Source organism: Streptomyces sp. NPDC050287 (assembly GCF_044459385.1).
Taxonomy (GTDB): domain Bacteria; phylum Actinomycetota; class Actinomycetes; order Streptomycetales; family Streptomycetaceae; genus Streptomyces.
In genome coordinates this window covers 214947-241323 of record NZ_JBITIY010000008.1, presented here as the reverse complement: position 1 = coordinate 241323, position 26377 = coordinate 214947, and the positions used below count along the sequence as shown (strand labels likewise).

General features: G+C 69.1%; 24 protein-coding genes and 1 pseudogene. 17 read left to right on the top strand and 8 right to left on the bottom strand.

All coding sequences use genetic code 11. The features are described 5' to 3' along the window. Positions 1–7 precede the first annotated feature (7 nt). Positions 8–625 carry an RraA family protein gene (locus ACIBK3_RS29175; protein WP_399370386.1) on the bottom strand — a complete coding sequence of 206 codons (618 nt, stop codon included), beginning with the start codon at positions 623–625 and terminating at the stop codon, positions 8–10. A 168-nt stretch (positions 626–793) separates the two neighbouring features. Here ACIBK3_RS29175 and ACIBK3_RS29170 point away from each other — a divergent pair, with 168 nt between their 5' ends. The 8 genes from ACIBK3_RS29170 to ACIBK3_RS29135 all read left to right on the top strand — a co-directional run bounded on the left by ACIBK3_RS29170 (position 794) and on the right by ACIBK3_RS29135 (position 9645). Further along, positions 794–2659, top strand: coding sequence for an FAD-dependent monooxygenase (locus ACIBK3_RS29170; protein WP_399370385.1), 1866 nt, complete (start codon positions 794–796; stop codon positions 2657–2659). A 19-nt stretch (positions 2660–2678) separates the two neighbouring features. Next, on the top strand, positions 2679–3437 hold the full coding sequence (locus tag ACIBK3_RS29165; protein ID WP_399370384.1) for an alpha/beta hydrolase: 759 nt from the start codon (positions 2679–2681) through the stop codon (positions 3435–3437). A gap of 12 nt (positions 3438–3449) precedes the next feature. After that, positions 3450–5048, top strand: coding sequence for an acyl-CoA synthetase (locus ACIBK3_RS29160; protein WP_399370382.1), 1599 nt, complete (start codon positions 3450–3452; stop codon positions 5046–5048). A gap of 186 nt (positions 5049–5234) precedes the next feature. Further along, a complete protein-coding gene (locus ACIBK3_RS29155) occupies positions 5235–6221 on the top strand; it encodes an ABC transporter substrate-binding protein (RefSeq protein ID WP_399370380.1) in 987 nt (328 codons plus the stop codon). Continuing rightward, complete coding sequence (locus tag ACIBK3_RS29150; RefSeq protein ID WP_399370378.1) at positions 6218–7075, top strand: ABC transporter permease; 858 nt, start codon at positions 6218–6220, stop codon at positions 7073–7075. Before ACIBK3_RS29155 ends, ACIBK3_RS29150 begins: the two co-directional genes overlap by 4 nt. Further along, positions 7072–7854 carry an ABC transporter permease gene (locus ACIBK3_RS29145; protein ID WP_399370376.1) on the top strand — a complete coding sequence of 261 codons (783 nt, stop codon included), beginning with the start codon at positions 7072–7074 and terminating at the stop codon, positions 7852–7854. Before ACIBK3_RS29150 ends, ACIBK3_RS29145 begins: the two co-directional genes overlap by 4 nt. Before the next feature lie 39 nt (positions 7855–7893). Further along, entirely contained in the window at positions 7894–8703 is an 810-nt protein-coding gene (locus tag ACIBK3_RS29140; RefSeq protein ID WP_399370374.1) for an ABC transporter ATP-binding protein, read from the top strand. 99 nt (positions 8704–8802) lie between these two features. After that, the gene (locus tag ACIBK3_RS29135) at positions 8803–9645 is read left to right on the top strand and encodes an alpha/beta fold hydrolase (protein ID WP_399370372.1); all 843 of its coding nucleotides are present in this window, start codon (positions 8803–8805) and stop codon (positions 9643–9645) included. Positions 9646–9775: 130 nt separating this feature from the next. Here ACIBK3_RS29135 and ACIBK3_RS29130 read toward each other — a convergent pair whose 3' ends face one another. Beyond that, positions 9776–10210, bottom strand: coding sequence for a DUF6262 family protein (locus ACIBK3_RS29130; RefSeq protein WP_399370370.1), 435 nt, complete (start codon positions 10208–10210; stop codon positions 9776–9778). A gap of 401 nt (positions 10211–10611) precedes the next feature. Between ACIBK3_RS29130 and ACIBK3_RS29125 the strand changes: the two genes are divergently transcribed. The 3 genes from ACIBK3_RS29125 (at position 10612) to ACIBK3_RS29115 (ending at position 12398) form a co-directional block, all read left to right on the top strand. Then, positions 10612–11517, top strand: coding sequence for an alpha/beta hydrolase (locus ACIBK3_RS29125; protein ID WP_399370368.1), 906 nt, complete (start codon positions 10612–10614; stop codon positions 11515–11517). 78 nt (positions 11518–11595) lie between these two features. Next, on the top strand, positions 11596–12180 hold the full coding sequence (locus tag ACIBK3_RS29120) for a TetR/AcrR family transcriptional regulator (RefSeq protein WP_365123282.1): 585 nt from the start codon (positions 11596–11598) through the stop codon (positions 12178–12180). Between the two features lie 95 nt (positions 12181–12275). Beyond that, a complete protein-coding gene (locus ACIBK3_RS29115) occupies positions 12276–12398 on the top strand; it encodes a hypothetical protein (RefSeq protein ID WP_307020634.1) in 123 nt (40 codons plus the stop codon). A gap of 92 nt (positions 12399–12490) precedes the next feature. Here ACIBK3_RS29115 and ACIBK3_RS29110 read toward each other — a convergent pair whose 3' ends face one another. Then, positions 12491–13024, bottom strand: a complete 534-nt coding sequence (locus tag ACIBK3_RS29110; protein WP_399370366.1) for an enoyl-CoA hydratase/isomerase family protein — start codon at positions 13022–13024, stop codon at positions 12491–12493. A 99-nt stretch (positions 13025–13123) separates the two neighbouring features. On the opposite strand from ACIBK3_RS29110, the gene ACIBK3_RS29105 reads away from it, so the two are divergent. Further along, positions 13124–13939 (top strand): hypothetical protein, encoded by an 816-nt coding sequence (locus tag ACIBK3_RS29105; RefSeq protein ID WP_399370364.1) that lies wholly within the window; start codon positions 13124–13126, stop codon positions 13937–13939. Between the two features lie 1655 nt (positions 13940–15594). Here ACIBK3_RS29105 and ACIBK3_RS29100 read toward each other — a convergent pair. Next, a complete protein-coding gene (locus ACIBK3_RS29100) occupies positions 15595–16470 on the bottom strand; it encodes an undecaprenyl-diphosphate phosphatase (protein ID WP_399370362.1) in 876 nt (291 codons plus the stop codon). A 174-nt stretch (positions 16471–16644) separates the two neighbouring features. Continuing rightward, positions 16645–17115, bottom strand: coding sequence for a winged helix-turn-helix transcriptional regulator (locus ACIBK3_RS29095; protein ID WP_399370360.1), 471 nt, complete (start codon positions 17113–17115; stop codon positions 16645–16647). 118 nt (positions 17116–17233) lie between these two features. Between ACIBK3_RS29095 and ACIBK3_RS29090 the strand changes: the two genes are divergently transcribed. After that, the gene (locus ACIBK3_RS29090; protein WP_399370358.1) at positions 17234–18403 is read left to right on the top strand and encodes a thiolase family protein; all 1170 of its coding nucleotides are present in this window, start codon (positions 17234–17236) and stop codon (positions 18401–18403) included. A gap of 85 nt (positions 18404–18488) precedes the next feature. Here ACIBK3_RS29090 and ACIBK3_RS29085 read toward each other — a convergent pair whose 3' ends face one another. After that, a complete protein-coding gene (locus tag ACIBK3_RS29085; RefSeq protein WP_399370356.1) occupies positions 18489–19277 on the bottom strand; it encodes a TVP38/TMEM64 family protein in 789 nt (262 codons plus the stop codon). Positions 19278–19603: 326 nt separating this feature from the next. Here ACIBK3_RS29085 and tuf point away from each other — a divergent pair, with 326 nt between their 5' ends. Next, on the top strand, positions 19604–20773 hold the full coding sequence (gene tuf / locus ACIBK3_RS29080; RefSeq protein WP_399370354.1) for an elongation factor Tu: 1170 nt from the start codon (positions 19604–19606) through the stop codon (positions 20771–20773). A gap of 97 nt (positions 20774–20870) precedes the next feature. Continuing rightward, on the top strand, positions 20871–21716 hold the full coding sequence (locus tag ACIBK3_RS29075) for a spermidine synthase (RefSeq protein ID WP_399370352.1): 846 nt from the start codon (positions 20871–20873) through the stop codon (positions 21714–21716). A gap of 138 nt (positions 21717–21854) precedes the next feature. Here ACIBK3_RS29075 and ACIBK3_RS29070 read toward each other — a convergent pair. Both ACIBK3_RS29070 and ACIBK3_RS29065 read right to left on the bottom strand, forming a co-directional pair. Further along, positions 21855–22078 (bottom strand): annotated as a pseudogene (locus tag ACIBK3_RS29070) (MFS transporter); the annotation flags it as partial. A gap of 22 nt (positions 22079–22100) precedes the next feature. After that, positions 22101–23123 (bottom strand): hypothetical protein, encoded by a 1023-nt coding sequence (locus ACIBK3_RS29065; RefSeq protein ID WP_399370349.1) that lies wholly within the window; start codon positions 23121–23123, stop codon positions 22101–22103. Between the two features lie 369 nt (positions 23124–23492). Here ACIBK3_RS29065 and ACIBK3_RS29060 point away from each other — a divergent pair, with 369 nt between their 5' ends. Both ACIBK3_RS29060 and ACIBK3_RS29055 read left to right on the top strand, forming a co-directional pair. After that, complete coding sequence (locus tag ACIBK3_RS29060; protein ID WP_399370499.1) at positions 23493–23930, top strand: DUF4442 domain-containing protein; 438 nt, start codon at positions 23493–23495, stop codon at positions 23928–23930. Positions 23931–24352: 422 nt separating this feature from the next. Further along, positions 24353–26302, top strand: coding sequence for a ricin-type beta-trefoil lectin domain protein (locus ACIBK3_RS29055; RefSeq protein WP_399370347.1), 1950 nt, complete (start codon positions 24353–24355; stop codon positions 26300–26302). Positions 26303–26377: the final 75 nt, after the last annotated feature.

The window sequence follows — 26377 nt, the reverse complement described above, 5'->3', positions numbered from 1 at the left end:
TGGGGTGTCAGTGCCAGCCGTAGAGGTCGAGGGTTCGTTCGCCCGCGCGGATACGGCGCATCAACTCGGCCTCCTTGGCGTCGCGCTCGACGGCGGCCTTCATGACGGCCTCCGTGTCGGCCTGGGGAATCACGACCACGCCGTCCGCGTCGCCGACCACCAGGTCGCCCCGGACGACGAACACCTCCCCGACACGCACGGTGACGCCCAGCGAACCGGCGGCGCCGTGGTCCTTGCCGGTGCCGCGGATGCACAGGCCGGTGGAGAAGACCGGCAGGCCGAGGTCGGTCAGGGCGTCCTGGTCCCGCACACCGCCGTCGATGACCAGTCCCGCGAGCCCGCGGGCGATGGCGGCGGTGCTCAGGATCTCTCCCCAGTAGCCGAACTCGGTTCCGCCGCCGGTGTCCACGACCAGGACGTCACCGGGTTCGGCGGCGTACAAGGCGCGGTGGATCCACAGGTTGTCGCCCGGCGGGCAGCCCACCGGGAACGCCGGTCCTGCGACGCGGGCACCCGGGAAGGCGGGGCCGATCGCTGAGGGCAGCGCTCCGATACGGCCTGCCGCTTCGTGCAACGTCGCCGAGGACGGAGTTGCTGAGCCCGGTGAGGTGTTGCTTGCGGTCACGGTATGCCGTCCCTTCGTCGGTCGGCTGGCGCCGCTCACCATAGGCGCATGCAGAATTGAATGCAATCTGTGGATCGATGTATCTCTATTGGCGTCACTATTGCATTCAATGATGGGGCGGTCTTACGGTGCACGCAGCGCAGCCCGCTTTGGCAAAGGAGCCATCCGATGAGCAGCCATCCACATCGCGCGCCGACCGTCCTGATCGTCGGCGGCGGCCCAGCCGGACTGTGTGCGGCCGCTTTGCTCGGGGCCAGGGGAATCGACGTCCTCCTCGTCGAGCGGCACCGGGCCACCTCGACGCTGCCCCGGGCGCACTTGCTCAACCAGCGCACCATGGAGATCTTCACGGAGATGGGCGTGGCCGACGCCGTGTACGCCCTCTCCCCGCCGGAGGACCGCTGGCACAAGGTGGCCTGGCACACCACGCTCGCCGGCTCGGAGGCACCGTACGGGCAGCTGCTCGGTGCGCTCCCGGCGTGGGGCGGCGGCCCGGACGCCGAGCGGTACGCCCGGGCCAGCCCGTGTCGTTACGCCAATGTCCCGCAACTGCGCCTCGACCCGCTGCTGCGGGCCAGGGCGGAGGAAGTGTGCGGGCCGGAGAACATCCGCTTCCACCACGAGCTGACGGCCCTCTCCGCCACCGGCGGGCGTCCGGGCGAAGGGGTTGTGGCGACCGTCGTGGACCGTGACAGCGGCCGGTCCCACGAGGTCCGCGCCCGGTACGTCATCGCCGCGGACGGCGGCCGCACCTGCGCCGACCTGCTGGGCGTCGAGATGGACGGCCCCACCGGGCTGCTCGACATGGTCACTGTGCACGCCACCATGGACCTGTCGAAGTGGATCACCGACGACAACGTGCTGCTCCGCTACTTCATCAATCCCGACGGACAGGGCACCTTCGCCGGCGCCCTGTGCGCGATGGGCCCCGACCGTTGGGGGCGCGACTCGGCCGAGTGGGCCGTGCACACCGGCTTCCGCACCGGCGACCCCGACCGTACCGACCGTACTGCTGTCCTTGGCCGCGTCCGCCGCATGCTCGGCGTCCCCGACCTCGACATCCAGGTACATGCCATCAGCCACTGGGAGTTCGAGGGCATCGTCGCCCGCCGTATGCGGGTCGGGCCCGTCTTCCTGGCGGGGAACGCCGCCCACCGCCATCCGCCGACCGGCGGCCTGGGGCTGAACATGGCCGTTCAGGACGTGCACAACCTCGTCTGGAAGCTCGACGCGGTCCTGTCTGGACAGGCATCCGACGCACTGCTCGACAGCTATGAGGCCGAGCGCCTAGCGGTGGACGAGTTCAACGTGAGGCACTGCCTCAGTAACGCGGGCGGGCACGCACGCATTGCCGCGGCGCTCGGCCTGCGGGCCGGTCTGCCCGAGACCGAGGGCTGGGACGCCGTGGGTGAATGGCTCGCGGACACCCCCGGCGGCGCCGCCAAGCGAGCCGCGGTGGCCGAGGCGATCGAAAGCAACGCCGACGACTACAGCCAGCTCGGTGTGGAACTCGGCTATCACTATGCCTCCGGGGCCCTGGTGCCCGACGGCACCGACGCCCCCAACGGGGAGCACCCGCTGCGCGACTACGTGCCTACCACCCGTCCCGGCCACCATCTCCCTCACGTATGGGTCAGTCGTAAGGGATCCCGACAGTCTGTGCAGCAACTGATCGCCCCGGACGGCCTCACGCTGCTCGTCGGTACCCGGTACGCCGCACGATGGGCCGCGGCCGCACGGACCGCAGGCGATGCCACAGCGACCGTCCATGTACGAGTCATCGGCGCCGACGCCGAGCGGACGGACTCCGACGCCGAGTGGACCGATCGCATCGGTGAGTGGGCCACCGTCCGCGGTGTCGACGGCAGTGGGGCCCTGCTCGTCCGTCCGGACCGGCACATCGCATGGCGCGCACCTGGCTGGTCCGACGACCGGCCCGCCGAGCTCCGCCGGGCCGTGTGCTCGACGCTCGGTCTCCCTGTCGCCTCGCACGCACACCCCCTGCCCGCGCCCGCGAGCCTTCCGACCGCATGACCTTTGACAGGAGAAGCGCATGAGCCCGTCGTCACCGGACTACGTCGCGCCCGACCCCCTCAAGCCCGTCCCTGTGAAGCCCGACCTCCTCCTCGTTCACGGTGCCTGGTTCGGCTCCTGGTGCTGGGACCCGATCACCGAGCCGCTGCGTGAGCGCGGCTTCACAGTCCACACGGTCGACCTGCCCTCGGTCGGCGCCGCCGGACCGCGCGGCGACCTGTACGACGACATCGCCGCGGTCGAGGCGGCGCTGGCCCGGATAGCCGGCCCGGTCGTCCTGTGCGGGCACTCCTACGGCGGACTTCCGGTGAGCGAGGCCGCGGCGGGCAGCAGCAACGTCGTAGCACTGCTCTACATCTGCGCCTTCGTCCTGCCCGCAGGCGTATCGCCGTTGGCGGCCCTGGGCGGCGAGCCCATGCCGTGGTGGGTCCCCTCCGCCGACGGCACCTCGATGACGCCTGCCGACCCGGCACGGCTCTTCTTCAATGCGTGTCCGCCCGAGACCGCGGAACGAGCGGCCCGGCGACTGGTACCGACCTCCACCGCCCCTGTCGGCCAGCCCCTCAGAAAGGCCGGATGGCTGAGCACTCCCAGCGGGTACGTCGTCTGCACGCAGGACAACTCACTGCCGGAACCAGTGCAGCAGACCATGGCCGAAGTCCTCACCCGTACCTACACGCTCGACGCCGACCATGCGCCGTTCCTGTCCCGGCCGGACGAACTCGCCGCGACGCTTGATGCAGCGGTGGCCGAGCTGACGTCCCTGGCGAGAGCCTGATCAGGAGCAACCATGTTCAACGACGAACTCTCCCGGCGGATCTCTCGCGCCAGAAGCAACTCGATAAGTGACCTGCTGCGCCGCTCGGCCGCCCGGGTGCCGGACAAGACCGCGATCGTCCACCATGGCCTGCGGCAGACCTATGCCGAGTTGGACGAGACCGTCAACCGCACGGCCAACGCCCTGGCCGCCCGCGGTGTCGGCAAGGGTGACCGGATCGCTGTGTTCAGCCACAACAACCACGCGTTCGTGGTCGTCTACTTCGCCCTAGCCCGGCTGGGCGCGGCATCCGTCCCGGTCAACTTCATGCTGGCCGCGGGCGAGGTCGGCTACGTTCTGGAACATTCCGGCGCGATCGGGCTGATCGTTGAGGACGCCCTGCTGCCGGTTGCGGAACAGGCACTGGAGGACGCGGGGCTCACCGGCACGGTCAGGGTGCGAGGCATGATTCCTGCCGACCGCCCGCAGCCCCAGCCGGGCTGGGAGTCCGTCGCGGACTGGATGGCGCACGGCGATGCCTCGCCTCCGGACGTCTTCATCGGCGACGACGACCTGACGCAGCTGATCTACACCAGCGGCACCGAGTCCCGCCCCAAAGGGGCGATGCTCACCTCCCGCAGTCTGATCGCCCAGTACGTCACCTGCGTCATGGACGGCGAGATGACCGCCGAGGACATCGAGGTGCACTCGCTGCCGCTCTACCACTGCGCACAGCTGCACTGCTTCCTCACCCCGGGCATCTACCTCGGTGCCACCAACATCGTGCTGCCCGGCCCCGACCCCGAGCTGATCCTGCGGACCGTCGAAGCGGAACGCGCCACCAAGCTGTTCTGCCCGCCGACCGTGTGGATCTCACTGCTGCGCCACGCCGACTTCGCCCGGCGCGACCTGTCCTCGCTGCGCAAGGGCTACTACGGCGCATCCATCATGCCGGTCGAGGTACTCAAGGAGATCGGAGACCGGCTGCCCGGGGTACGGCTGTTCAACTTCTACGGACAGACCGAGATGGCGCCACTGGCCACCGTCCTCAAGCCGGAGGACCAGGTCCGCAAGGCGGGCTCGGCCGGCCGCCCCGCCCTGAACGTCGAGACGCTCGTCGTCGACGACGACGACCGGCCGGTACCGCCTGGGGTGGTCGGCGAGATCGTGCACCGCAGCCCTCACGCGATGCTCGGCTACTGGAACGACCCGCAGCGCACCGAAGCCGCGTTCGCGGGCGGCTGGTTCCACAGCGGCGACCTGGGTGTGATGGACGACGAGGGCTACCTCACCGTCGTCGACCGGAAAAAGGACATGATCAAGACGGGCGGGGAGAACGTTGCCAGCCGAGAGGTCGAAGAGGTCCTCTACCAGCACCCGGCCGTGGCCGAGGCTGCCGTCTTCGGCATGCCGCACCCGCGGTGGATCGAAGCGGTCACCGCCGCGGTCGTCCTGCGGGACGAGGAGTCGGTCTCGGCCGACGAACTCGTCACTCACTGCCAGAAGGGACTGGCCCGGTTCAAGGTGCCCAAGCACATCGTCTTCGTGGAGCAGTTGCCCAAGAACGCCAGCGGAAAGTTGCTCAAGCGCCAACTGCGCACAGAGGTCCAGCCTCCCTGGCCGTCGGCGTGACACGTCGTCGCCATAACAGGTCCGTGTGACACAAAACCCCCAACGTGCTGCCGTAACCGGATCCGGTCCCACGAAAGTCCCCCAAGGCCCGCAGAGCCATGCCCGGCACAGCGGCACGGGCCCCCGATCCTGTGAGGTTCGTGCTGTGCCCTCCCTCCCAGCATCCCTCAGACATCAGGAGACACGATGAGACGAAGACGACTTGCCGACCTCGCCATTGCAGTGGTGACGGTGACGACGGCGGCCGCCTGCGGCACCTCCACCCCTGCTTCGCCGGGCAGCGACGCATCGGGGTCGGCCGGTACGCAAACCACGCACGTCAAGGTCGGGGTCATCCCGATCGTCGACGTGGCGCCCCTCTACCTGGGAGAGAAGAAGGGCTTCTTCCGCAACCAGGGCATCGAGCTGACGATGGAGTCCGCGCAGGGCGGCGCCGCGATCGTGCCCGGTGTCGTGAGCGGTCAGTTCCAGTTCGGTTTCAGCAACGTGACCTCACTGATGATCGCCCAAGGCAAGGGCGTGCCGGTCGAAGCGGTGGTCAACGGAGCAACCTCCACCAGCAAAGTCGGGGCCGACGTCACCGGGGTGACCGTCAAGAAGGCCAGCCCCGTCAAGTCCGCCAAGGACCTTGCCGGCAAGACGGTCGCCGTCAACACCCTGCAGAACATTGGGGACACCACTCTGCGCGAATCGGTGCGCAAGGACGGCGGCGACGCCTCCAAGGTGCAGTTCGTGGAAATGCCGTTCGACCAGATGCCAGCCGCACTGGACGGCGGCCAGGTGGACGCCGCCTGGATGGCTGAGCCGTTCCTGACGATCGCCAAGTCCCAGGGCGGGCGCGTCGTGGCGTCGCCGTTCGCCGAGACCGCCCCCAACCTCACCATCGCGGCGTACTTCACCTCCACGAAGCTGGCGACGCAGAACCCTGGCCTGATCAAGAACTTCACGGAGGCGATGACCAAGTCACTTACCTACGCCGACCAGCACCCGGACGAGGTGCGCCAGGTGCTCTCCACCTACACCAAGATCCCCAGCCAGCTGACCAATTCGCTCACCCTGCCTCGTTGGCCTGCCACGATCAATATGCGCTCCGTGAAGGTACTCGCCTCGCTCGGCGAGAAGGACGGCATCTTCGGCGGCAAGAAGCCGGACCTGGAGGCCCTGTTCCGATGACCGGAGCAGATCTCACCATGAAGACGAAGGCCGCCGGAACCGACACCGGTCCCGGCCGGGCCGCAGCCCGTCGCATCCCGGAGCGGGCCGTCACCCCGCTGCGCGGCCTGGCCGGGCTGGCCGGACTGGTCGCGGTGCTCGAAGTACTGCCGCACAGCGGCCTGGTGTCGGCCGACTACCTCCCGCCGGCCTCGGTGACCGTCCGCGCCCTGTGGCAGCTGCTCGCCGAGCAGGCGTTCTGGACCGCGCTCGGCGACACCCTCACCGGATGGGGCCTGGGTCTGGCCATCTCCGTCGTGGCGGGCGTGGTGGCCGGACTGGTCATCGGCTCCGTACCCGTGCTGCGCGCGGTGACCGCCTCCACCATCGAGTTCCTGCGCCCCATCCCGTCCGTCGCCCTGATCCCGGTCGCGGTCCTGCTCTACGGCACCGACCTCAGGTCGAAGCTGCTCCTCGTGGTGTACGCCTCCTTCTGGCAGGTGCTCGTCCAGGTCCTGGCCGGCATTCAGGACGTCGACCCGGTCGCGGACGACACCGCCCGCAGCTATCTGCTCGGCACCTGGGGGCGGCTGCGCCACGTGATGTGGCCGACCGCGCTGCCGTACGTGATGACGGGCGTACGACTGGCCGCCACCGTGGCGCTGATCCTCGCGGTCACCGCCGAACTCGTCATCGGCGCACCCGGCCTCGGCCACGAGATCGCCGTCGCGCAGACCTCCGGGGCCGTCCCGCAGGTCTACGCCTTGGTCCTGGTCACCGGGCTGCTCGGCGTCGCCGTCAACCTGGTGGCGCGGGCTGTCGAGCGACGGGCGCTGCACTGGCACCAGTCCGTACGCATCGAGGTGGCCGCATGACCGTACTCACCGTCCTCCGACGCGTCCTGCTCGTTCTGGGCCTGCCCGCGGTCCTCTTCGCCGTGTGGTGGTACGCCACCGCCGACAGCACCGATTTCTACGTCCCGCCCCTGGCCACCATCCTGGACAGGTTCGGGAAGGTCTGGACGAGGGAGCGGCTGCTGTCGGACGTCGTACCGAGCCTGCTGCGCCTCGCGGCCGGCTACCTCCTCGCCGTGGCCGTCGGCGTGGGACTCGGCCTGGTGATCGGCATGCGGCGGGCCGTACGCGACGTCCTGGAACCGGTCCTCGAACTCTTCCGGGCCATCCCGCCGCCCGTGCTCGTGCCGGTGATCATGCTCTTCGCGGGCATCGGCGACACCATGAAGGTGCTCGTCATCGTGAGCGGCTGCATGTGGCCGATCCTGCTCAACACCGTCGAGGGCGTCCGCGCCGTGGACGAGGTGCTCAGCGACACCTGCCGGTCATACGGCATCACCGGAGCCGCACGCCTCCGGCATCTGGTGCTGCGCGCGGCGAGCCCGCAGATCGTCACGGGCATGCGCCAGGCCCTGTCGATCGGGATCATCCTCATGGTCATCAGCGAGATGTTCGCCGCCAGCAACGGCCTGGGTTTCACGATCGTGCAGTTCCAGCGCTCGTTCGCCATCCCCGAGATGTGGAGCGGCGTCCTACTGCTCGGCATCCTCGGATTCCTGCTGTCCCTGCTCTTCCGATTCGCCGAGAACCGCGCCCTGGCCTGGTACCACGGCCTGCGCCGCGCCCAGCGCAATCCCTGACCGGCCGTTCCACCAGACCCTTGTACCAAGGAGGCGTCGATGCTCGACGTACGAGACCTGCAGAAGAGCTACACCGGTCGGCACCGCAACGTGGAGGCGTTGCGGAGCCTCAGCTTTCACATCGACGCCGGCGAACTGGTGTGCCTGGTCGGGCCGTCGGGCTGCGGCAAGACCACCCTGCTGAAATGCATGGCGGGGCTGCTCGCCCCCACCGGGGGCGAGGTGCGCCTGGAGGGCCGGCCGGTCGCCGGGCCCCCGCCCGGCATGGCAGTCGTCTTCCAGGAGTACGGCCGTTCCCTGTTCGCCTGGATGAACGTCCGTGACAACGTCGCTCTGCCGCTCCGCCGAAAGAAACTCGGCAAGGCACGCGAGCGGGAACTCGTGGACCACGCCCTGGAGGTGGTCGGCCTCGGCGACGCCCACCAGGCCTACCCCTGGCAGCTGTCCGGCGGCATGCAGCAGCGCGTCGCCATCGCCCGCGCCGTCGCGTACGAGCCGAAGGTCCTGCTCATGGACGAGCCCTTCGCGGCCGTCGACGCGCAGACCCGCGCCGAACTCGAGGACCTCATCCGGCGCCTGTGGCACGAACTCGGCGTCACCGTCCTGTTCGTCACCCACGACATCGACGAGGCGGTCTACCTCGGCCAGCGCACCATCATCCTGTCGAGTTCCCCGACGGTGGTGCAGGAGGACCTGGCCATCGATCTGCCCGACGAGCGCGACCAGCTGCACACCCGGTCCAGCGCGCGCTTCGCCGAGCTGCGCGCGCACGTCTACGAGCAGATCCAGCGTGCCAAACAGCACAGCGGCGACACAGGTCTTATCGAGTCCTTTTGTGGATCACATTGACTGGCATTGTTCTGTAGTGAAGATTCCTTCACCCACGGAACGTTCCCTGGAGTGCACGTTCCTGCCCGTGGCCGCGTCGGCCGAGACAAAGGAGTGGCCATGACATCTACACCCCTGCTCTTCCTGCACGGTTACTGGCACGGTTCGTGGTGCTGGAGTGAGGTCATTGCCAAGGTGACGGCGGCCGGTCGCCAAGCAGTCGCAGTGGACATGGCAGGACATGGGCTGTACGCCCGCCGGCCGGAGTGCCTCTCTCGGCGTCCCTTCGATCCTGACGCGGTCGCCACGGAGGCCTCTCCGGTGGCGGGTGTCGGCCTGGACGAAGCGGCCGAGCTTCTCGCCTCGCAGATCAGACAGGTCGGCGGCGGAGGTCCGGTCACCGTGGTGGCCCACAGCATGGGCGGCACAGTGCTGACTCGTGCGGCCCAGCAAGTGCCGGAGCTGGTCGGACACATGGTGTACCTGGCGGCGTTCATGCCAGCCTCGGACGTCCCGGCTGTAGCGTACGTCCAGTCGGCCGACAACGAGGGTGAACTCGTCGGGCCGTCCCTGCGTGCCGACCCCGCCGTGATCGGCGCGCTCCGTTTCGACCTCGCGTCGGAGGATGCGGCCTACCGGCAGCAGTTGCGTCAGGCATTCTTCGGTGACGTGGATCCGGTCGTCGCCGACGCCGCCCTCGGCCTGCTGTCACCCGATGCCCCGGTCGGTATCGCGGCGGGTGCCACCACTCTGACCCGAGACGGCTGGGGATCGATTCCGCGAACCTATGTCACCTGCGCGCAGGACATGGCGATACGCCCGGCGGTGCAACGCAGATTCATCACGGACGCCGACGCCGCTTTCCCGGACAACTCGACATCTGTGGTGGCGCTGGACGCCTCCCACTCGCCGTTCCTGTCGGTGCCGGACCAGGTTGCAGACATCGTCACGAAGCTGGGCTGACATCCGGACGCCTTCGCCCTCGAGGTCGAGGAGGCGCCGGCCTTCAAGAAGCGATCGTCATCTTGAGCTCCGAAATGCTGTGCCCCGCCGACCTGGAGCGATGTGGCAAGGACAGTGTCCATGAGGCAGCTCACGAGGCTGGCCAGGGCCCTGTCAGCAAGGCCCGATCGTTGCCGAACCTCGACCTTGGCGGCGGGCCTCCGGAATGGGCGGGCTCTGGAGTCTGGCAGCGCGGAGGTTGCCGCGCGTGGGCGAGTTGTTCTCGGAGCTGGCGGTTCTCCTCGGTGAGGCGGCGGTTGCGTTCGTTGGCGGCCTCCAGGCGTCGGATGAGCGAAGCGTCGGAGGCTCGCTGTCGATGGGCCCGCAGGCGTTCGATCTCGCCTCGCAGGTCGGGCTGGGTGTAGAGCCAAGATCTTGAGACGCTGGCGGCACGGGCCACGATGTCGAAGGTGACGACCGTTCCTGCGGCGTCGATCTCGCGTAGGGCCTTGATCGCCTTGGCCCGGGTGTACTCGTGGCGGTTGCCGGCCGCCGCGACGATATGGCGGGAGTTGCCAGCCCGCATCAGGCACCTCCGCTCCGTCGGGAGCTTCGTCGTCCTCCCAGTGAAGCGATGATCCGGCCGAGGTTGCCGACGGCCTGCTGGTTCATCTCGACGGCGCGGAGCGGGCCTCGGCCGCCGAGACGATCTGTAGGAGTTGCTGGCGCTGCTGCCGGTGCTGGGGCAGGAACTCCGGCGTTGTCACGAACATCGGCCACGTCAGTAGGTGTTTTTCAACCAGTGGTTCTTAGTGAGCGTTGCACAAAACCACTGGCAACCAACCGGTTGGTTGCCCTATTGGTTATGGTTCTGTAGTGTCGGATCATCTGATCGGTTGCCTCGGTGCTCAGCCGCTGCGTGACCAATCGCGTTGAGCCGGAGGTCCCCTTCGGCCCCGGAACCCAGAAACAAGCAGGGAGCACACCGTGCCTATCGACGTTCACTTTCGCAGCGGCGGTATCACTGTCGCGGGCCACCTCTACCTTCCGGAGGGCTACAAGGAGGGTCAGAAGCGGGCCGCCGTGGTGACAGTGACCCCAGGTAGCGGGATCAAGGAGCAGACTTCCGGTCGCTACGCCCGTGAATTGTGCGACCGGGGTTTCGTTGCCCTGGCCTTCGATCACCGGTCGTATGGCGAGAGTGAAGGCTTTCCGCGCTACGACGAGGACCCGTTCGCGAAGATCGAAGACATCAAGAACGCAGTGAGCTATCTCCGTAACCGCCCGGAGGCGGATCCCGACCGTATCGGCGCTATGGGCATTTGCGGCGGGGGTGGCTATGCGTCCGCCGCGGCAGCCACCGATCGCCGGATCAAGGCCGTCGCCACTGTGAGCGGAGTGGGGGATCAGCGTGGCGCGTTTCACGAGCAGACAGGTTCCGACCACGGTGTTCTGGTCGCCATGCTGGAGGCGTGTGGTGCGGCCAGGCAGGCGTTCTCACACGGGGACGAACCCACGTACTGGCCCGTCATCCCGGGTCCGGAGGTCGAGAACGTGTTCGCTCCCCTCAAGGAGGCTCCGGACTACTACTACGACTCAACGCGTGGGGCTCACCCCCGATGGGAGAACAAGGTGCTGGCCTGGTCGCTGGAGAAGCAGCTGACCTTTTCCGCATTGGATGTGGTCAGTCTCATCGCGCCACATCCCCTTCTGCTGATTGTCGGCACCGAATCCACCAGCCGGTCCCACAACGAAGCGACGTACGCGGCTGCCGCGGACCCCAAGGAGCTCTTCCTGATCGACGGGGCCTCTCACCTCGACCTGTACGATCTGGACCAGTACGTCAAGCCGACTGCCGACAAACTGGCAGATTTCTTCGCCCAGAATCTGTGACTGGGCTTACTGGGGTGAATCCTGAAGGCGGTTCAATGGGGAACAAGGCAGCGTCACGCCTCTATTACCCTGCAGCTCATGACGTCTGATTCCAGCGCGAGTCGAGCCCGGCTACTCGACGCCGCCGCCTCCGAGTTCACCGCACATGGCTTGGCCGGCGCCCGGGTCGCTCGCATCGCAAGCAGCGCCAAATTGAACAAGGAGCGCATCTACGCGTATTTCGGTGACAAGGAAAGGCTGTTCGACGCGGTGATGGACCAACGGCACGTCGAGGTGATGGCGGCAGTCCCGCTGGACGCCGACGATCTGCCGGGCTACGTAGGCCGCCTCTTCGACTACATCATCTCCCACCCAGACCTCATGCGGTTGGCCGCCTGGAAGCAGCTTGAACGCCCCCTTGGCCAAGGCGGCAAGAGCATCGGCTCTTACGAACACGCCCTCGCCCCGCTCACCGCCGCGCGGGACGAAGGGCGGATCGACACCACCTTCAACCCGGTCGACCTCGCCGTCATCCTGTACGGCCTGGCCAGCGCCTGGCATCACATCTTTGCTGCGAAACGCGATACCGAGTCGGGGACAACGGGCGACGTCTGGTCTGCGCAGCGGCTCACCGAGCACCGTGAGGCGCTGATCGAGGCGGTGCGGAGGCTCATGACCAGCTGAACACCCTTGGTCAGGCCAGTCGGGTGTGAGGTACCCCCGAGATGCGGAGTCAGTTGACAGAGAGTCAGGTGGGCAGCGTGAGAGGAACATCGACCATGGCTGCCGCCAGGAAGTACTCGCTGGAGTTGCGTGAGCGTGCGGTACGGACGTATCGCGTTTCCGACCCGAAGCCGCAGATCAAGAAGCTCGCTGTCGATCTCGGCGTGAGACCGCCATAGAGTTCATCGGCGAGATGGGGGAGCCCACCAAGAAGTCCGGAAGCGTGAAGGTGCGGCTCGTAGGAGGGGCGAGCAGGGGGCTTCTGGCGGGCTCAGCCGCCATGCGTGATGATCTTCTCGATGATCGAGATGTGGTCTGGCGAGTGCATGGTCTCCCGCTCCGCGAGCAAGGCTGGCTCCAGTACCGCGGCCATGGCCTGTTCCAGGTGCAGGTTCACCACTCGCTTGGTCTCGCGCAGCGCCTGGGCGGGCATGGCGGCCAACTGCTCGGCGAGTTCCATGGCCTCGTTCAGCAGCTCGTCCGCCGGCACCATGCGGTTGGCGATGCCGAGACGGACTGCCTCCTGCGGACTCACCCGTCCGCCGAGGAAGAGCAGTTCCTTGGCGCGGGGGAGGCCGACGAGCAGCGGCAGGATCAGCGCACCGCCGTCGCCTGCGACCAGGCCGACGTTGACATGCGGAGGCCTGCTCTGCGACGAAGCAGATGCCGCGGAAGCGGAGTTCCGGCAGCTTCGAGACCTCGACTGAGGCTCATTCTCCGTCGGACGCTTCCGGAGAATGGTGTCGTGGAACGGCGGATTGACTTCTGGCGCGAGCGGCAGATGCTTTGTGGACGCTGCGATCATGGGTGCCGCGTCGATCTGGACTGGATCGATCGGTGGGAGCAGGCGAAGGAGACCTGCCCCGGCTGCGGCATGACCCCCGAGCACGAGGACTCGCCTCGGGTGACGGTCGACCCCGATGACCCGGCGCTCGACGACATCAGGGTCGAACAGTTCTCCTGGTACCACACGAGCACGCAGCCGGACTGGCCGACGCGGGACTTCGATCCGGCGGCCGTCTTGGCTCCCGAGACCCGCATGAGGATGGGCAGTGGTGAGCGTGTTTCCGCGTGGGCCGCGCGGCAGCGGGCGAAGGCCCTCCACGTCGGCACGTACGAGGCCGCTGTCCACAATATGCTGCGTCGGATCCGTAACCAGGCCGACCAGCGCAGCCAGTTCTATCTGTATCGGGTCCGTCTGAAGCCATCCGTCGTGGTGCGGGAGGGGTGGCTCGTCGACCCCGGCAACTTCGTCGGCGACGTCGTGCTCGACGAGGTCTGCCCGCCGGGTGTCGACGTCGCCCGTTACCTGAACTTCCACGAGGATCCGGGAGGGCTCTCGCTCGCGCTGGGGAGGGACGCGATCGCCAGCGTTCAGCGGATCGCTGTTCCGCTCTCCGACACCTGGGATGGCGGCTGGGTGCGCGATGCCGTTGCGGCTCTCGAGGGCGTGAGCGGCGCCGCCGTCCCGGCGACCGGCAAGCTGGCCCGCTTCATGCGGCCGTCATCGTCGCGAGCCGTCCTGGGCCGAGAGCTCGGTGCGTCCCTGGCTGGCAGACTGCCGGTCAACCTCCAGGACCAGTTCGCGTCGGCTGCGGCGTTCGCGGAGGGAGAGGATCCAGAGCAGTGGGCGCGACGGACCCGCGGCCTGTTCGATCTGATCGACGGTCCGACTCGCGTGCTGGCTGCGCTCGACCGGCAAGATCCCCGGGAGGTCTGAGAACGGCCTGTCCGCTCCTGAGGGGCAGGAAGCCCGGAGGTCGCTGTCGGTCTTCCAGGTTGGCGCCGCCCTGAGTCGGGAGAGCGGGAGCAGGGGCTTTGGGGTTGGCTGCCGTCGCCGAGGAATCAGGTCGAGCTCTGCCGCCCTTGCCCGACCCGCAGTCTCCGCAGCCAACTGCTTGGTTTGAGGACCGTCTCGTAGACGGCCTGGAGTGCCGTCCGGGCGGACGGAACGCCCTTGCGTGGAGGTCGTGATTGGGTCCGTGGTGACCAAGCGCCTGGGCGCTCTGCCTGTCGCTGCCGAGTTTCTGCGTCGGCTGGACGTCGTGGGATCGTCGACGGGCTGCGGCCACCGGCTCCGCGGGCGGACCTGACGCACGGCCAGGTGATCGAGGTACTGGTGGCGAAAGAACTGACCGCTCCGCGCCGCTGTTCCGCGTCAGGGACTGGGCATACTCGTGTGAGGCCGTCAAGGGTCTTGGTGGAGGCCGATGCGTGTCCCGGCTGGTGCATTGACGGATCTCATCGGTGTCCTGTTCGGGGCTTCGGCGATCAGCATTGTTGTCGCGTCCGGCCGGTAGCAGCAAAACGTCTCCGCAGGGACACCGCCGGAACTCGAAGATGTCCATGGCGAGACGCCGCTGCGATTTTGGCACCACATCTGACTCGCCGCGAGCTGTGCGAAGACCGCCGCTCAGTATTGACGGCGTTGTGTGACCTTGTACACCGCGAGTCGTGCAGGATCGGCCAGGGCTCAGCGCAGACGATGTCCTCGTCGTCCAGTCATATCCCGGTGTGCCAGCCCTCGGGCCACGATCGGGTGTGGCTCGGCCCAGGGCGTCGTGCGCGGTAGCGCGGGACGGTTGTAGATCTCGTGGGCTGAACGGTGGGCGAGGAGCGTCCGTGAGTCGGTCTGGTGGAGGGGCCTTTCGAGGGTGGGCGGCGTGCGGCGGAGCCGGTGCGCGTGCTCAAGATCAGTCAGGAGCTGGGCGAGGCCGCGGAGGCCCTTCACGGCGCGCTCGGCGCCAACCCGCGGAAGGGCGCCTCACGCGTGGGGTGTGCCGAAGGAGTTCGCGGACGTCATCGTGACGGCCATGGTTGCCCTGGACGCCGTGAGCGGGGACGGCGCGGCGGTGGTGGAGCACCAGCTCCAGGGCCGCGCGCCGGATGGGATCACCGGCGGCTGGGGGCATCCGGCTTCTCCAGGTCCTCGCGATCAATGGGGACATGGGGGAAGTCGCTATAGCGGTGTACGGGGCACGGGTCCGCATGGTGAGGCAGTTATGGTGACGCACGCGTGGGAGGACGTGGAGGCACGCCTCGGCCGGCTCACCCTCACGGCCGCCGCGCTGGACGCCCTCACCGGCGATGCCTGGGACACGGTGGACGAGCGGCTGCGTTTCCTCGTGGAGAGGGCCGCGGCCTGGGCCGGACATGAACCTCAGATGACCCATTCCACCCTCTGTACGGAAGGGCCCGCACGTCCGTGCGGGCCCTTCCGCGTCATCCCCTACGTTGCGGACGCACACGTCCCAGTGGGGCGTATCCCGCCTCCCCGGTGGGAGATGAGTGGGAGACAAGTGGGAGATGATCATGGCGTGGTGCTGCAATCAGGCGCTAGGAAATGCTAGATAGCGCTACCTGCGCGGCCCTGGTTCAGCCGCCGGATTCGCCCGCGTGCGGGCTCAGCGCACCCATGCTGACCAGCACAATCACCACCACACCGAGGATCACGCGGTACCAGACGAAGGGCATGAAGCTCTTGGACGAGATGTACTTCATGAACCAGGCGATGACCGCGTATCCGGAGCCGAAGGCGATCACCGTGGCGAAGATCGTCGGACCCCAGGAGACATGGTCGCTCTCCATCGCGTCCTTGAGTTCGAACAGGCCGGAGGCGAGCACGGCGGGGATGGCGAGGAGGAAGGAGTAACGGGCCGCGGCCTCGCGCTTGTAGCCCATGAACAGGCCGCCGCTGATGGTGGCGCCGGAGCGGGAGACGCCCGGGATGAGGGCGCAGGCCTGGCAGAGGCCGAAGATCAGGCCGTCCCTGGTGCCCAGGTTCTCGAGGGTCTTGCGCTGCTTGGGCGCCCGGTGCCGGCCGCCGTGCTCGTCGCGCGCCGCCAGCCGGTCGGCGACGCCGATGATCACGCCGACGACGATCAGCATCGTCGCGGTGATCCGCAGATCGCGGAACGGCCCCTCGATCTGGTCCTTGAGCGTCACCCCGAGCACACCGATCGGGATCGAGCCGACGATCACCAGCCAGCCCATCTGCGCGTCGTGGTTCGCGCGCATCTCCTTGCTGGCCAGCGAACGCCCCCACGCCGAGATGATCCGCCCGATGTCCTTGCGGAAGTAGATCAGCACGGCGGCCTCGGTCCCGATCTGGGTGATCGCGGTGAAGGCGGCGCCGGGGTCGTTCCATCCCGAGAAGGCCGCCGTCAGCCGCAGATGTGCGCTGGAGGAGACAGGGAGAAACTCGGTCAGCCCCTGGACGAGTCCGAGGATGAGGGATTCAAACCAAGACATGAAGTTACTGAGTCCAAGCGCTGATCGTGGTGAGGAGCGACGGGCACACCGAGCCGGCGGGCGCGGTGATCAGAAGTGTTTAGGGCAGCGTAGCGTCCTGAAGTGACAGTCCTACCGCAGGGGTTTGGTGGTGACGCGGCGGCGGCACAGGGGTTGGGCGGTGACGGCGGGGGGCTACGCGGCCGTCGGTCCCGCCACTGTCCACCCCGGTGCCTGCGGACGGGCCGTCAGATCCTCGTGCTGGACCGGGTCGCCGCAGGCGCGGCAGGTCACGACCGGAACCAGTTCGTTGCCGCAGACGTGCTCGATCACCATCGGGCGGTCGTCGTCGCGGTGGAGGTGCCGGTCGCCCCAGGCCATCAGCGTCATCAGGACCGGCTCCAGCTCCAGCCCCGCCTGCGTCGGCCGGTACTCGAAGCGCTGCGGCCGCTCGCTGTAGGCCCGCTTGGTCAGGATCCCGGCGTCCACGAGCCGGCGCAGCCGTGTCGCGAGGACGTCGCGCGGGGCGCCGATGTTGCGTACCAGCCGGTCGAAGCGGCCGTTGCCCAGGCACGCCTCCCGCAGGACGAGCAGGGAGTACTTCTCGCCGACGAGTGCCAGGGTGTCGGCGATCGAGCAGGGGCGCGGGTCTTTCGGGACGGCCATGACGTTCAGTCTAGGGGAAAGTTTGAATATCGAACCCATAGAGGGTTTGTTTTTCCAACCCACGGAGTTATGGTGAGTTTGGATTTCCTACTCACTGGTAATCGTGGAGGGCGGCACCATGCGTGACGCAGTGATCGTCGAAGCCGTACGCACTCCGATAGGCAAGGGCAAACCGAACGGCGCCCTCGCGCACGTCCACCCCGTGGAGCTCCTCGCCCACACCCTGCGCACCCTCGTCGAGCGGTCCGGCGTCGACCCGGCCCTGATCGACGACGTCATCGGCGGCACCGTCGACCAGGTCGGCGAGCAGGCCATGAACACCACCCGGTACGCCGCCCTGTCCGCGGGCTTCCCGGAGAGCGTCCCCGCGACCACCGTGGACCGCCAGTGCGGCTCCTCCCAGCAGGCCGTCCACTTCGCGGCGCAGGGCGTCATCGCGGGCGCCTACGACATGGTCGTCGCCTGCGGTGTCGAGTCCATGAGCCGGGTGCCGATGTGGTCGAACGTGCCCGAGGGCAAGGACCCCTTCGGGCCCGGAGTCGCCGAGCGGTACAAGGAAGGACTCGTTCCGCAGGGCATCAGCGCCGAACTCATCGCCGCCAAGTGGTCCCTCACCCGCCAGCAGATGGACGCCTTCGCGGTCTCCTCGCACCACAAGGCCGCCGCGGCCTGGGACGGCGGTCTCTTCGATGCCGAGGTGGCACCGCTGGACGGTGTCTCATGCGACGAGTGCGTACGGCCCGGCAGCACCGCCGAGATCCTCGCCGGCCTCAAGCCCGCCTACCACGACCCGGACTTCGCCGAACGCTTCCCGCAGATCGAGTGGAACGTCACCGCGGGCAACGCCAGCCCGATCAACGACGGCGCGTCGGCTGTCCTGATCACGTCCAGCGAGACCGCCGCCCGGCTCGGCCTGCGCCCCCTCGCCCGGCTGCACAGCTTCGCCGTCACCGGCTCCGACCCGGTCCTGATGCTCACCGGCGTCGTCCCGGCCACCGAGAAGGTGCTGCGCAGGGCTCATCTCTCCCTCGACGACATCGACCTGTTCGAGGTCAACGAGGCGTTCTCCAGCGTGGTCCTGGCCTGGCAGCAGGAGACCGGCGCCGACCTCGCCAAGGTCAATGTGCACGGCGGCGCGATCTCCCTCGGCCACCCGCTCGGCGCGAGCGGCACCCGGTTGACGACCACTCTCGTACACGCGATGCGGGAGCGCGGCGCCCGTTACGCCCTGCAGACGATGTGCGAGGCCGGCGGCCTCGCCAACGCGATGATCCTGGAGTCCGTGTAACTGGGGTCCGCTGTAACCGGAGTTGTACCCGGAGTCCGTGTTACCGGAGCCGTGTACCCCGAGTCCGCGTAAGCGGCTTACTGGGTTACCGGACCCCGCGCAGGTGGTGGCGCTTGCGCCAGGCCACCACCGCGCCCACCAGCGCCGGCAGCGCGATGCAGGCCATCGCGATCAGGAAGGCGGGCGAGGTCGGCGCCGAGGCACGGGCGCCCGCGACGACGTAGGCGGCGGTGTTCGGGATCGAGCCGAGCGCCGTCGCCACCAGGAACGAGACGGTGCTCATGCGGGAGACGGCGGCGCAGTAGTTGGCGGCCCAGAACGGCACCCCGGGGAACAGCCGGGCCGCCAGCATCGAACGGAAGCCGTGCCGGCTGAGCTGCCCGTCCGCGGCCTTCAGCCATCGCCCGCGCAGCAGCGGACGCAGCGCGTCCTGGCCGAGTATCCGGCCCAGCCCGAAGGCGACACCGGCGCCGAGCACCGTGCCCGCGAGGGCCGTGCCGAGCCCGAGCTGGGAGCCGAAGAGGGCGCCCGCCGCCAGATTCAGCAGGGGGCGGGGTACGAAGGCGACCGTGCACAGCCCGTACGCCACCCCGAAGACCACCGCCGCCGCGGCTCCGCCGAGTTGCGGCGGCCAGCCGTCCGCCAGCAGCCGTTGCGGTTCGAAGAGCAGAACGGCCGAGGCGGCGCCGGCGAGCAGGGCGATGAGCAGGGACAGGCGCGACCAGGGCGACAACAGCACTCTCGTGCAGCGCGCGGTGAGGCCCACCGGCGCGGGGGCGACGGTGGCGAGCTCCGCGGCGAGGGCGAGTTCGGTGGCGGTGGCCCGGGGAGAGGCCGTGGCGGTGCCCCCAGAGCGGGTGGTGGCATCGAGCATTCAGTGACGGTAACCGACTCGCGTGTGTGATCGCCGTATGGATCCGGTCCGTTGTGGGGGTCAGGCACCGCGAAAAACCATTCGACGTGCGACGACGGGTCAGCAATGATCTGCGTCATGTTCCGGTACGCCTTCCTCCTCGCAGCATCCGCGGTCGCGGATGCCCCGAAGGCTGCCGTTCCCGATCTCCTCGCCGCAGTCGACGGCGCCCGAAGCTGACCCTTCCCGGATTGTCCGGCGGACCCCGCAGGGGGAGGGTCGGCGAGTCCTTGGGGTCCCCCTCTCCCACGAGAGATCTTGTCGACCGAAGGCTTCGAGGTACCGCCATGTCCAAAACCGCGTACATCCGCACCAAACCCCACCTGAACATCGGCACGATGGGCCATGTCGACCACGGCAAGACCACCCTGACCGCCGCCATCACCAAGGTCCTCGCCGACCGCGGCTCCGGCACGTTCGTGCCGTTCGACCGCATCGACCGGGCGCCGGAGGAGGCCGCCCGCGGCATCACCATCAACATCGCGCACGTCGAGTACGAGACGGACACCCGGCACTACGCGCACGTGGACATGCCCGGTCACGCCGACTACGTCAAGAACATGGTCACCGGCGCCGCGCAGCTCGACGGGGCGATCCTCGTCGTCTCCGCGCTCGACGGGATCATGCCGCAGACCGCCGAACACGTGCTGCTGGCCCGTCAGGTCGGCGTGAACCACGTCGTCGTCGCCCTCAACAAGGCCGACGCGGGCGACGAGGAGCTCATCGACCTGGTCGAGCTGGAGGTCCGCGACCTGCTCACCGAGCACGGCTACGGCGGCGACGCGGTGCCCGTCGTACGGGTCTCCGGGCTCCGGGCCCTGGAGGGGGACCCGCGGTGGACGGCCTCGATCGAGGCGCTGCTCGACGCGGTGGACACGTATGTGCCGATGCCCGAGCGGTACCTGGACGCACCCTTCCTGATGCCGGTCGAGAACGTGCTCACCATCACCGGCCGGGGGACCGTCGTCACCGGCGCGGTCGAGCGGGGGTCGGTGCGCGTCGGGGACCGGGTCGAGGTGCTCGGGGCCGCGGTGGAGACGGTGGTGACAGGGCTCGAGACCTTCGGCAAGCCGATGGAGGAGGCGCAGGCCGGGGACAACGTGGCGCTGCTGCTGCGGGGTGTGCCGCGGGACTCCGTTCGACGCGGGCAGGTCGTGGCGGCGCCGGGGAGTGTGGTGCCCCGGAGTCGGTTCTCGGCACAGGTGTATGTGCTGTCGACGCGCGAGGGCGGGCGATCGACGCCGGTCGCCACGGGGTACCGGCCGCAGTTCTACATCCGTACGGCGGATGTGGTCGGTTCCGTGGACCTGGGGGAGATCGCTGTCGCCCGGCCCGGCGAGACGGTCACCATGACCGTCGAGCTGGGGCGCGACATGCCTCTTGAGCCGGGGCTCGGGTTCGCCATCCGTGAGGGCGGGCGGACCGTGGGTGCGGGGACCGTGACCGCCGTCGAGTGAGGGTGGTGCCGGTGCGTGGGGGACCGCGGGGCCGATGTGGCTGGTCGCGCGGTTCCCCACCTCTCCTCCGAGCGTTGCTCAGAGGCACAATGAGTAGGTGCACGAGCCCATCCCCGTCACCCGCGCCGTCGACCATGGCGTCGCCAAGCTGATGCCCGACATCGACCGGAAGCGGGCTTGGTTGCTGACCGTCGACGGGGCACCGCAGTCGTACGTCGATCTGGACGAGCCGGAGCATCTGGAGTTCGAGTACGCGCGGCGGCTCGGGCATGTGCTGGACATCGTGGCCGAGCCGGGGCGTCCGCTGGACGTGCTGCATCTCGGTGGGGGCGCGCTCACCCTTCCCCGGTACGTGGCCGTCACCCGGCCCGGCTCCCGGCAGGACGTCGTCGAGGCCGACGGGGCCCTGCTGGAGCTGGTCGTGGAGCATCTTCCGCTGCCGGAGGGGGCGGGGGTGGCCGTACACGCGGCGGACGCCCGGGCCTGGCTGGAGGCGGCCCCCGCGGACTCGGCCGACGTGCTGGTCGCCGACGTCTTCGGCGGTTCGCGGGTGCCGGCGCACCTGACGTCGGTCGCGTACGCCCGTGAGGCCGCACGGGTCCTGCGGGGTGACGGGGTCTACCTGGTCAACCTCGCCGACGCCGCGCCCTTCGCGTTCCTGCGCTCCCAACTCGCCACATTCGGCGCGGTGTTCGAGGAGTTGGTGCTGATCGCCGAGCCGGGCGTGCTGCGCGGGCGCCGCTTCGGCAACGCGGTGCTCGTCGCCGCGCACCACCCCCTCGACACGCCCGCCCTGGTCCGGCTCACCGCCTCCGACGCCTTCCCGGCCCGGGTCGAACACGGGCCCGCCCTACGGGACTTCGTCGCCGGGGCGCGGCCGGTGCGGGACGAGGACGCCGTACCGTCACCCGAACCCCCCGAGGGGGCGTTCGGCATCGGCTGAGCCGTTGCCCACGGGTGTGGTCCCCGCGTCACTGCATGCCGGTGCGTCGCGGGTTCCGTACGTGTCCGGGACGCACCGCACCGCCGACGTGACCACCACGGTCGGCGCGGCGCTCCCCCACACCGCCTGCGACCGCCCGAAGGCCGCCGCGTCCGCCGCGAGCACCCAGCCCGGGCCGATCACGGCGACCCTCGCTCCGCCCAGCGCCGGCACCGAGAGCCGCGCCCTGCAGCGCCGTCAGGACCGCATCCCTCAGCGGCTCCCCCGCGGGTCGGGAAGGCCCGGCCGGCCTGCTCGACCTCCACCGAGAACCGCAGCATGCCCTCGGCCGCCGGGCAGAAGAACGTCTGGCCGGTACGGCCGAATCCACGTGTCGGGTCAGGCTCAGCCCGTCGGTTCCCCGTGCAGCCGTACCGTGCTGAGGATCTTCATGATGGTCTCCTTGGGGACCTCGTCCTTGACGCCCTTGGCCCCGTAGAAGTTCCACGACACATAGTCGCCGGCCGAGTTCTTGAAGCCGAACGTGATCGCCTTGCCGTCGGTGACGCACTTGCCCTTGGCGGGGGTGTTCGTCGACGACGCCCAGGAGTAACTGCCCTTGATCCCGGACGTGGTGGTGTAGGGCGTGGCCTTCTTGGCGACCGTGATGCTCTTCTTGTCAGGTTGGGTGTACCCGCCGTAGACCCACCAGGCCGGGGTGTTCAGCGCGATCACGTCGGTGTTCTTCGCGCCGTTGGCACCCTTGGTGCCCGTCGCGGCCAGCGACATGGTCTCCTTGCGGCCGTCCTTGTCGTCGTCGGACTCGCACCAGTTGGACTTGAGGAGTGCCGGCGCCGACATCGTGATGATCGGCTTGAGGTCGTCGGAGTTCTCCTCCTCGAAGCCGATCGCCGAGGTCGGGGACCGTACCTCCCAGTCCGCGGGCACGTCGAAGGCCGTACCCCACTTCGGGTTCACGACGATCTTCCAGCCCGCGACGGTCGCCTTCTCGGCCTCGCCGCCCCGCGGGTTGTCCGCGGAGGCGGACGCGGAAGCCGGATCGCTCGGCTCGGTCGAGGTGCTGGCCGACGGCTTCGCGTCCTTGCCGTCCGCCTCGTCGCCCTTGTCACCGCCCAGGACCAGGAAACCGGTCACACCGGCCGCCGCGACCACCGCGAGGGCCGCCACGATCGCGACCACCTTCGTCCGGTTGCCGCCACCACCGGACGGCGGCTCGGGCGCGCCCACCGGTCCCGGCGCGCCCCATTGCGGTTGCTGCGCGTACGGGTTGGGCTGCTGGTACCCCGGTTGCTGGTATCCCGGCTGTTGATACGGATTCGGCTGCTGGTATCCCGGCTGCTGGTACGGGTTGTTCTGCTGCTGCGGGTTCTGCTCGCCCCCGGGCGGCTGCTGCTGTCCTGGCCACATGGGCAGCCACCCTAGTGCCGCCGGGGACACGATTCGGCCACTTCGTCTTGTCAGGGACGTAGCACATCAGCGTTCGTCCACGGGTTCGTAGATCCGTACGGTCTTCATGGTCTGCCCGATCGTGGCGTCCGGGACCTCCTCACCGACCCCGGCGGCACCGACGAACGACCAGGACGCGAAGCAGCTTGTCCTCCGGGTCGTCCTTCTCCGCCACGTACCAGACCCAACTCGGCGACCGCAGCGCCCGGTTCGGCCCGTCCACGGCGGCCGCTGTCCTGGCCACATGGGCGGCAAGGACACGGCGGACAGCGGACGGCCCTGGCCATCGAAGTCTACTCGTGGGTAACATGCAGCATGAGCGCAGATCAGATGTCGATCGGCGAGTTGCTCGCCGCCACGGTGCCGATGGTTCGGACGCTGAACCTGGAGTACCTGGAAACCACCGCGGACAAGGCCGTGCTGGCACTTCCGGATCAGAGCGAGTACCGCAACCACGTGGGCGGACCGCACGCCGGGGCGATGTTCACGCTGGGTGAGTCGGCCAGTGGGGCGATCGTGCTGGCGGCTTTCGGGGACCAGCTCTCGCGTGCGGTGCCGCTTCCGGTGACCGCCGAGATCGCGTTCAAGAAGATCGCGCTGGGGCCGGTCACCGCCACCGCGACGCTCGGGCGTCCCATCGCCGAGGTCGTCGCCGAACTCGACGAGGGCAAGCGCCCGGAGTTCCCGGTGGCCGTCGCCATCCAGCGGGAGGACGGAGCCGTCACCGGGGAGATGACGGTGACCTGGACACTGCGACCCAACGGCTGAGCCGTGGTCGCGGCGGTTGGTATTACGCAGGGCCCCGGACGGTTCGCCCGTCCGGGGCCCTCGCGCGTCGGGAGAAACCCCGAAGGCCGCCCTGGGCCGGGTGGTGTGATGGGAGATTTCGTGGACCAATAGGCGTGCCTCGTGCACAACTTGACGGGCCGGTGACGCGATTTTCGAATGCGGGTGCGGATACCGGCGGTAACTTTTCTGAAGTGCTCGCGTTTTGAACGTGGGTCACTCGAAGTTCTTGTTTCCTGTACGTCAATTGTGCGAAAGTGAGCGGCCGCCGCAGTCGATCACTGCAGTCGACCCCTTGCAACGCCCCGCACCTGACGCGGCATAGGTATGCACCAATCAGGCACCTGCTTTCCTACGGACGCGTATTCGGCATGCCGTCCAGCGGCTTGGAAGGAAACGGTCCAGTGCAATCGCCCTACCCGCCCCGCCCCCCGTACCCGCCTCGGCCCGGAGCGAGCCCCGGGGAGTCCGACCGCGAACTCGTCGCACGGCTGGGCGGCACCGCGCCGGACGCACACGCCGTCGCACTGCTGATGGCCCGGCATTGGCGGGCGGCACATGAATACGCCGTCATCTGCCTGGCCTCGTCGGCGGATCCGGCGTCAACGGCGACCGCGGCCGCGTTCCACCGAGTGCTCGGACAAGCCGGCGGTGGGGCCGTACGGCCGCACCTTCTGGCGGCGGTACGGGACACGGTGAAGGAGTGGGCCGCGGACGACGGCATTTCCGCCGTACTGCCGGAACTCCGCAAAACGACCGGCGGTCGCGGACTGCGCGCGGCGAGGGCGGTCACCCCGGAAAGGCGACAGCTCGCCGAGCGCGCATTCCTCTCTCTTCCCGGAGCCTCGCAATGCCTGCTGTGGCACACCGAGGTCGAGGCCGAGCCGCTGTCCGTTCCGGCGGGTCTGCTCGGGGTGGACACGGCCAGAGCGACGGCCGCGCTGGAGCAGGCGCGCGAACAATTCCGGGCGGGCTGTGTTCGGGCCCACCGGGAACTCGCGCCCACCAGGGAATGCCGCTTCTACAACCGGCTTCTCGACGTCCCCATTCGCCGGGGCGGATCCCTGCTGCCCGATCTCCGACGGCACCTGACGGCCTGCCGCCACTGCCGGCACGCCGCCGAGCAGCTCAGCCATTTCGAGGGCGGCCTGGACGTACTGCTCGCCGAAACCGTGCTCGGCTGGGGCGCCCGACGCTATCTCGACTCCCGGCCCGGCCGTGCCGCCGGGCACGCATCGGGGTCCGCTCACCGGCTCGCCCGGCCGAGGTCCGGCGGGCGGCACCGTCCCGCATCCGCACGGCTCGCCCCGGCCCGCCGGCGCACCAAGACCGTGCTGGTGGGCGCCGGCCTCACGTCCCTCGCGCTGCTCGCGACCGTGCTCGTCGTCAGGAGCTGGTCCCACGAGGGTGGCGTCCCCGCGCCCGGCGCCACCTGGGGAGTGGTGAGCGGCCACTCCGTCTCCCCGGGGCCGACCGGCGGCTCGTCCGCCGACGGGCCCCCGTCCGCCGCCTCCGTCGTCAACCCCGGCGGGGCCCGGCACGGCAGGCTCCGCAACCCCCACGCCGGACTCTGCCTCGACCTGCGCGGCGGCCGCACCGAGGACGGTGTCAGGACCGCCCTGGCGGCGTGCTCGTCGGCCGGCTCGCAGCAGTGGGCGTACCAGGACGACGGACTGCTGCGGTCCGCCGCCGACCCCACCCTCTGCCTCGATGCCGACGCCGACGAGGGCGCCGTCGTCCTGGCCGACTGCGTGGTGCACGCGGGGGAAGTCCGTTACGACGTCACGGTGCGGGGCGAACTGCTGCTGCGCCGGGGCGGCGGGCTGCTGGTCGCCGCCGGATCCGGCCGGGCCGTGGTCGTGGCCGAACGGGACGGATCCGCCGGACAGCGGTGGGTGCTGGAGGCTGTGACCGGACTGACCGGACTGACCGGACTGACCGGCTCACCGCAGGGCGAGCGGCTGCCGGGCACGGACACACCGGGCGACCCGCCGGCGCCCTCCATAGCGCAGAGCCGGCCGAGCCGGCCGAACGCGCCCTACGCGCCGAGGTCCGCCCCGTCGTCCCCCGACGCGGGCCCGCCGGGCCAACTCCCCGGCGCTCCCCAGCCTCCGTCGGCCGAGCCGCCCCAGGATCCGCCGGAGCAGTACGAGCCACGGGTCGCCCAGGTCGGCCACCGCACCGAACCCGAGCCGACGGCTCCGGCCGAGGAGGCCGGCACGTTCGGTGACGGCGTCGTGGACAACGCCGGGGGTGAGGTGACGCCGACGACCATGAATGTCGCGAAGATCATGAAAGTCGCGAAAGTCACAGCCGACGTCGCCGGCGGCCTCGGCCTTCCGGTGACCCGGTAGGCTTCCCGGCGTGCGTCCGGCCGGGACGTACGCCGGGAACGTGCCGAGACGCACGCCGGGGGGACGCAGGGGAAA

Excerpts from the sequence above, each read along its gene's own strand:
- ACIBK3_RS29170 (WP_399370385.1), top strand. The coding sequence starts at position 794 with ATGAGCAGCCATCCACATCGCGCGCCGACCGTCCTGATCGTCGGCGGC.
- ACIBK3_RS29165 (WP_399370384.1), top strand. The coding sequence starts at position 2,679 with ATGAGCCCGTCGTCACCGGACTACGTCGCGCCCGACCCCCTCAAGCCC.
- ACIBK3_RS29160 (WP_399370382.1), top strand. The coding sequence starts at position 3,450 with ATGTTCAACGACGAACTCTCCCGGCGGATCTCTCGCGCCAGAAGCAAC.
- ACIBK3_RS29155 (WP_399370380.1), top strand. The coding sequence starts at position 5,235 with ATGAGACGAAGACGACTTGCCGACCTCGCCATTGCAGTGGTGACGGTG.
- ACIBK3_RS29150 (WP_399370378.1), top strand. The coding sequence starts at position 6,218 with ATGACCGGAGCAGATCTCACCATGAAGACGAAGGCCGCCGGAACCGAC.
- ACIBK3_RS29145 (WP_399370376.1), top strand. The coding sequence starts at position 7,072 with ATGACCGTACTCACCGTCCTCCGACGCGTCCTGCTCGTTCTGGGCCTG.
- ACIBK3_RS29140 (WP_399370374.1), top strand. The coding sequence starts at position 7,894 with ATGCTCGACGTACGAGACCTGCAGAAGAGCTACACCGGTCGGCACCGC.
- ACIBK3_RS29135 (WP_399370372.1), top strand. The coding sequence starts at position 8,803 with ATGACATCTACACCCCTGCTCTTCCTGCACGGTTACTGGCACGGTTCG.
- ACIBK3_RS29130 (WP_399370370.1), bottom strand. The coding sequence starts at position 10,210 with ATGCGGGCTGGCAACTCCCGCCATATCGTCGCGGCGGCCGGCAACCGC.
- ACIBK3_RS29120 (WP_365123282.1), top strand. The coding sequence starts at position 11,596 with ATGACGTCTGATTCCAGCGCGAGTCGAGCCCGGCTACTCGACGCCGCC.
- ACIBK3_RS29115 (WP_307020634.1), top strand. The coding sequence starts at position 12,276 with ATGGCTGCCGCCAGGAAGTACTCGCTGGAGTTGCGTGAGCGTGCGGTA.
- ACIBK3_RS29110 (WP_399370366.1), bottom strand. The coding sequence starts at position 13,024 with ATGATCGCAGCGTCCACAAAGCATCTGCCGCTCGCGCCAGAAGTCAAT.
- ACIBK3_RS29100 (WP_399370362.1), bottom strand. The coding sequence starts at position 16,470 with ATGTCTTGGTTTGAATCCCTCATCCTCGGACTCGTCCAGGGGCTGACC.
- ACIBK3_RS29095 (WP_399370360.1), bottom strand. The coding sequence starts at position 17,115 with ATGGCCGTCCCGAAAGACCCGCGCCCCTGCTCGATCGCCGACACCCTG.
- ACIBK3_RS29090 (WP_399370358.1), top strand. The coding sequence starts at position 17,234 with ATGCGTGACGCAGTGATCGTCGAAGCCGTACGCACTCCGATAGGCAAG.
- ACIBK3_RS29085 (WP_399370356.1), bottom strand. The coding sequence starts at position 19,277 with ATGCTCGATGCCACCACCCGCTCTGGGGGCACCGCCACGGCCTCTCCC.
- tuf (WP_399370354.1), top strand. The coding sequence starts at position 19,604 with ATGTCCAAAACCGCGTACATCCGCACCAAACCCCACCTGAACATCGGC.
- ACIBK3_RS29065 (WP_399370349.1), bottom strand. The coding sequence starts at position 23,123 with ATGTGGCCAGGACAGCAGCAGCCGCCCGGGGGCGAGCAGAACCCGCAG.
- ACIBK3_RS29060 (WP_399370499.1), top strand. The coding sequence starts at position 23,493 with ATGTCGATCGGCGAGTTGCTCGCCGCCACGGTGCCGATGGTTCGGACG.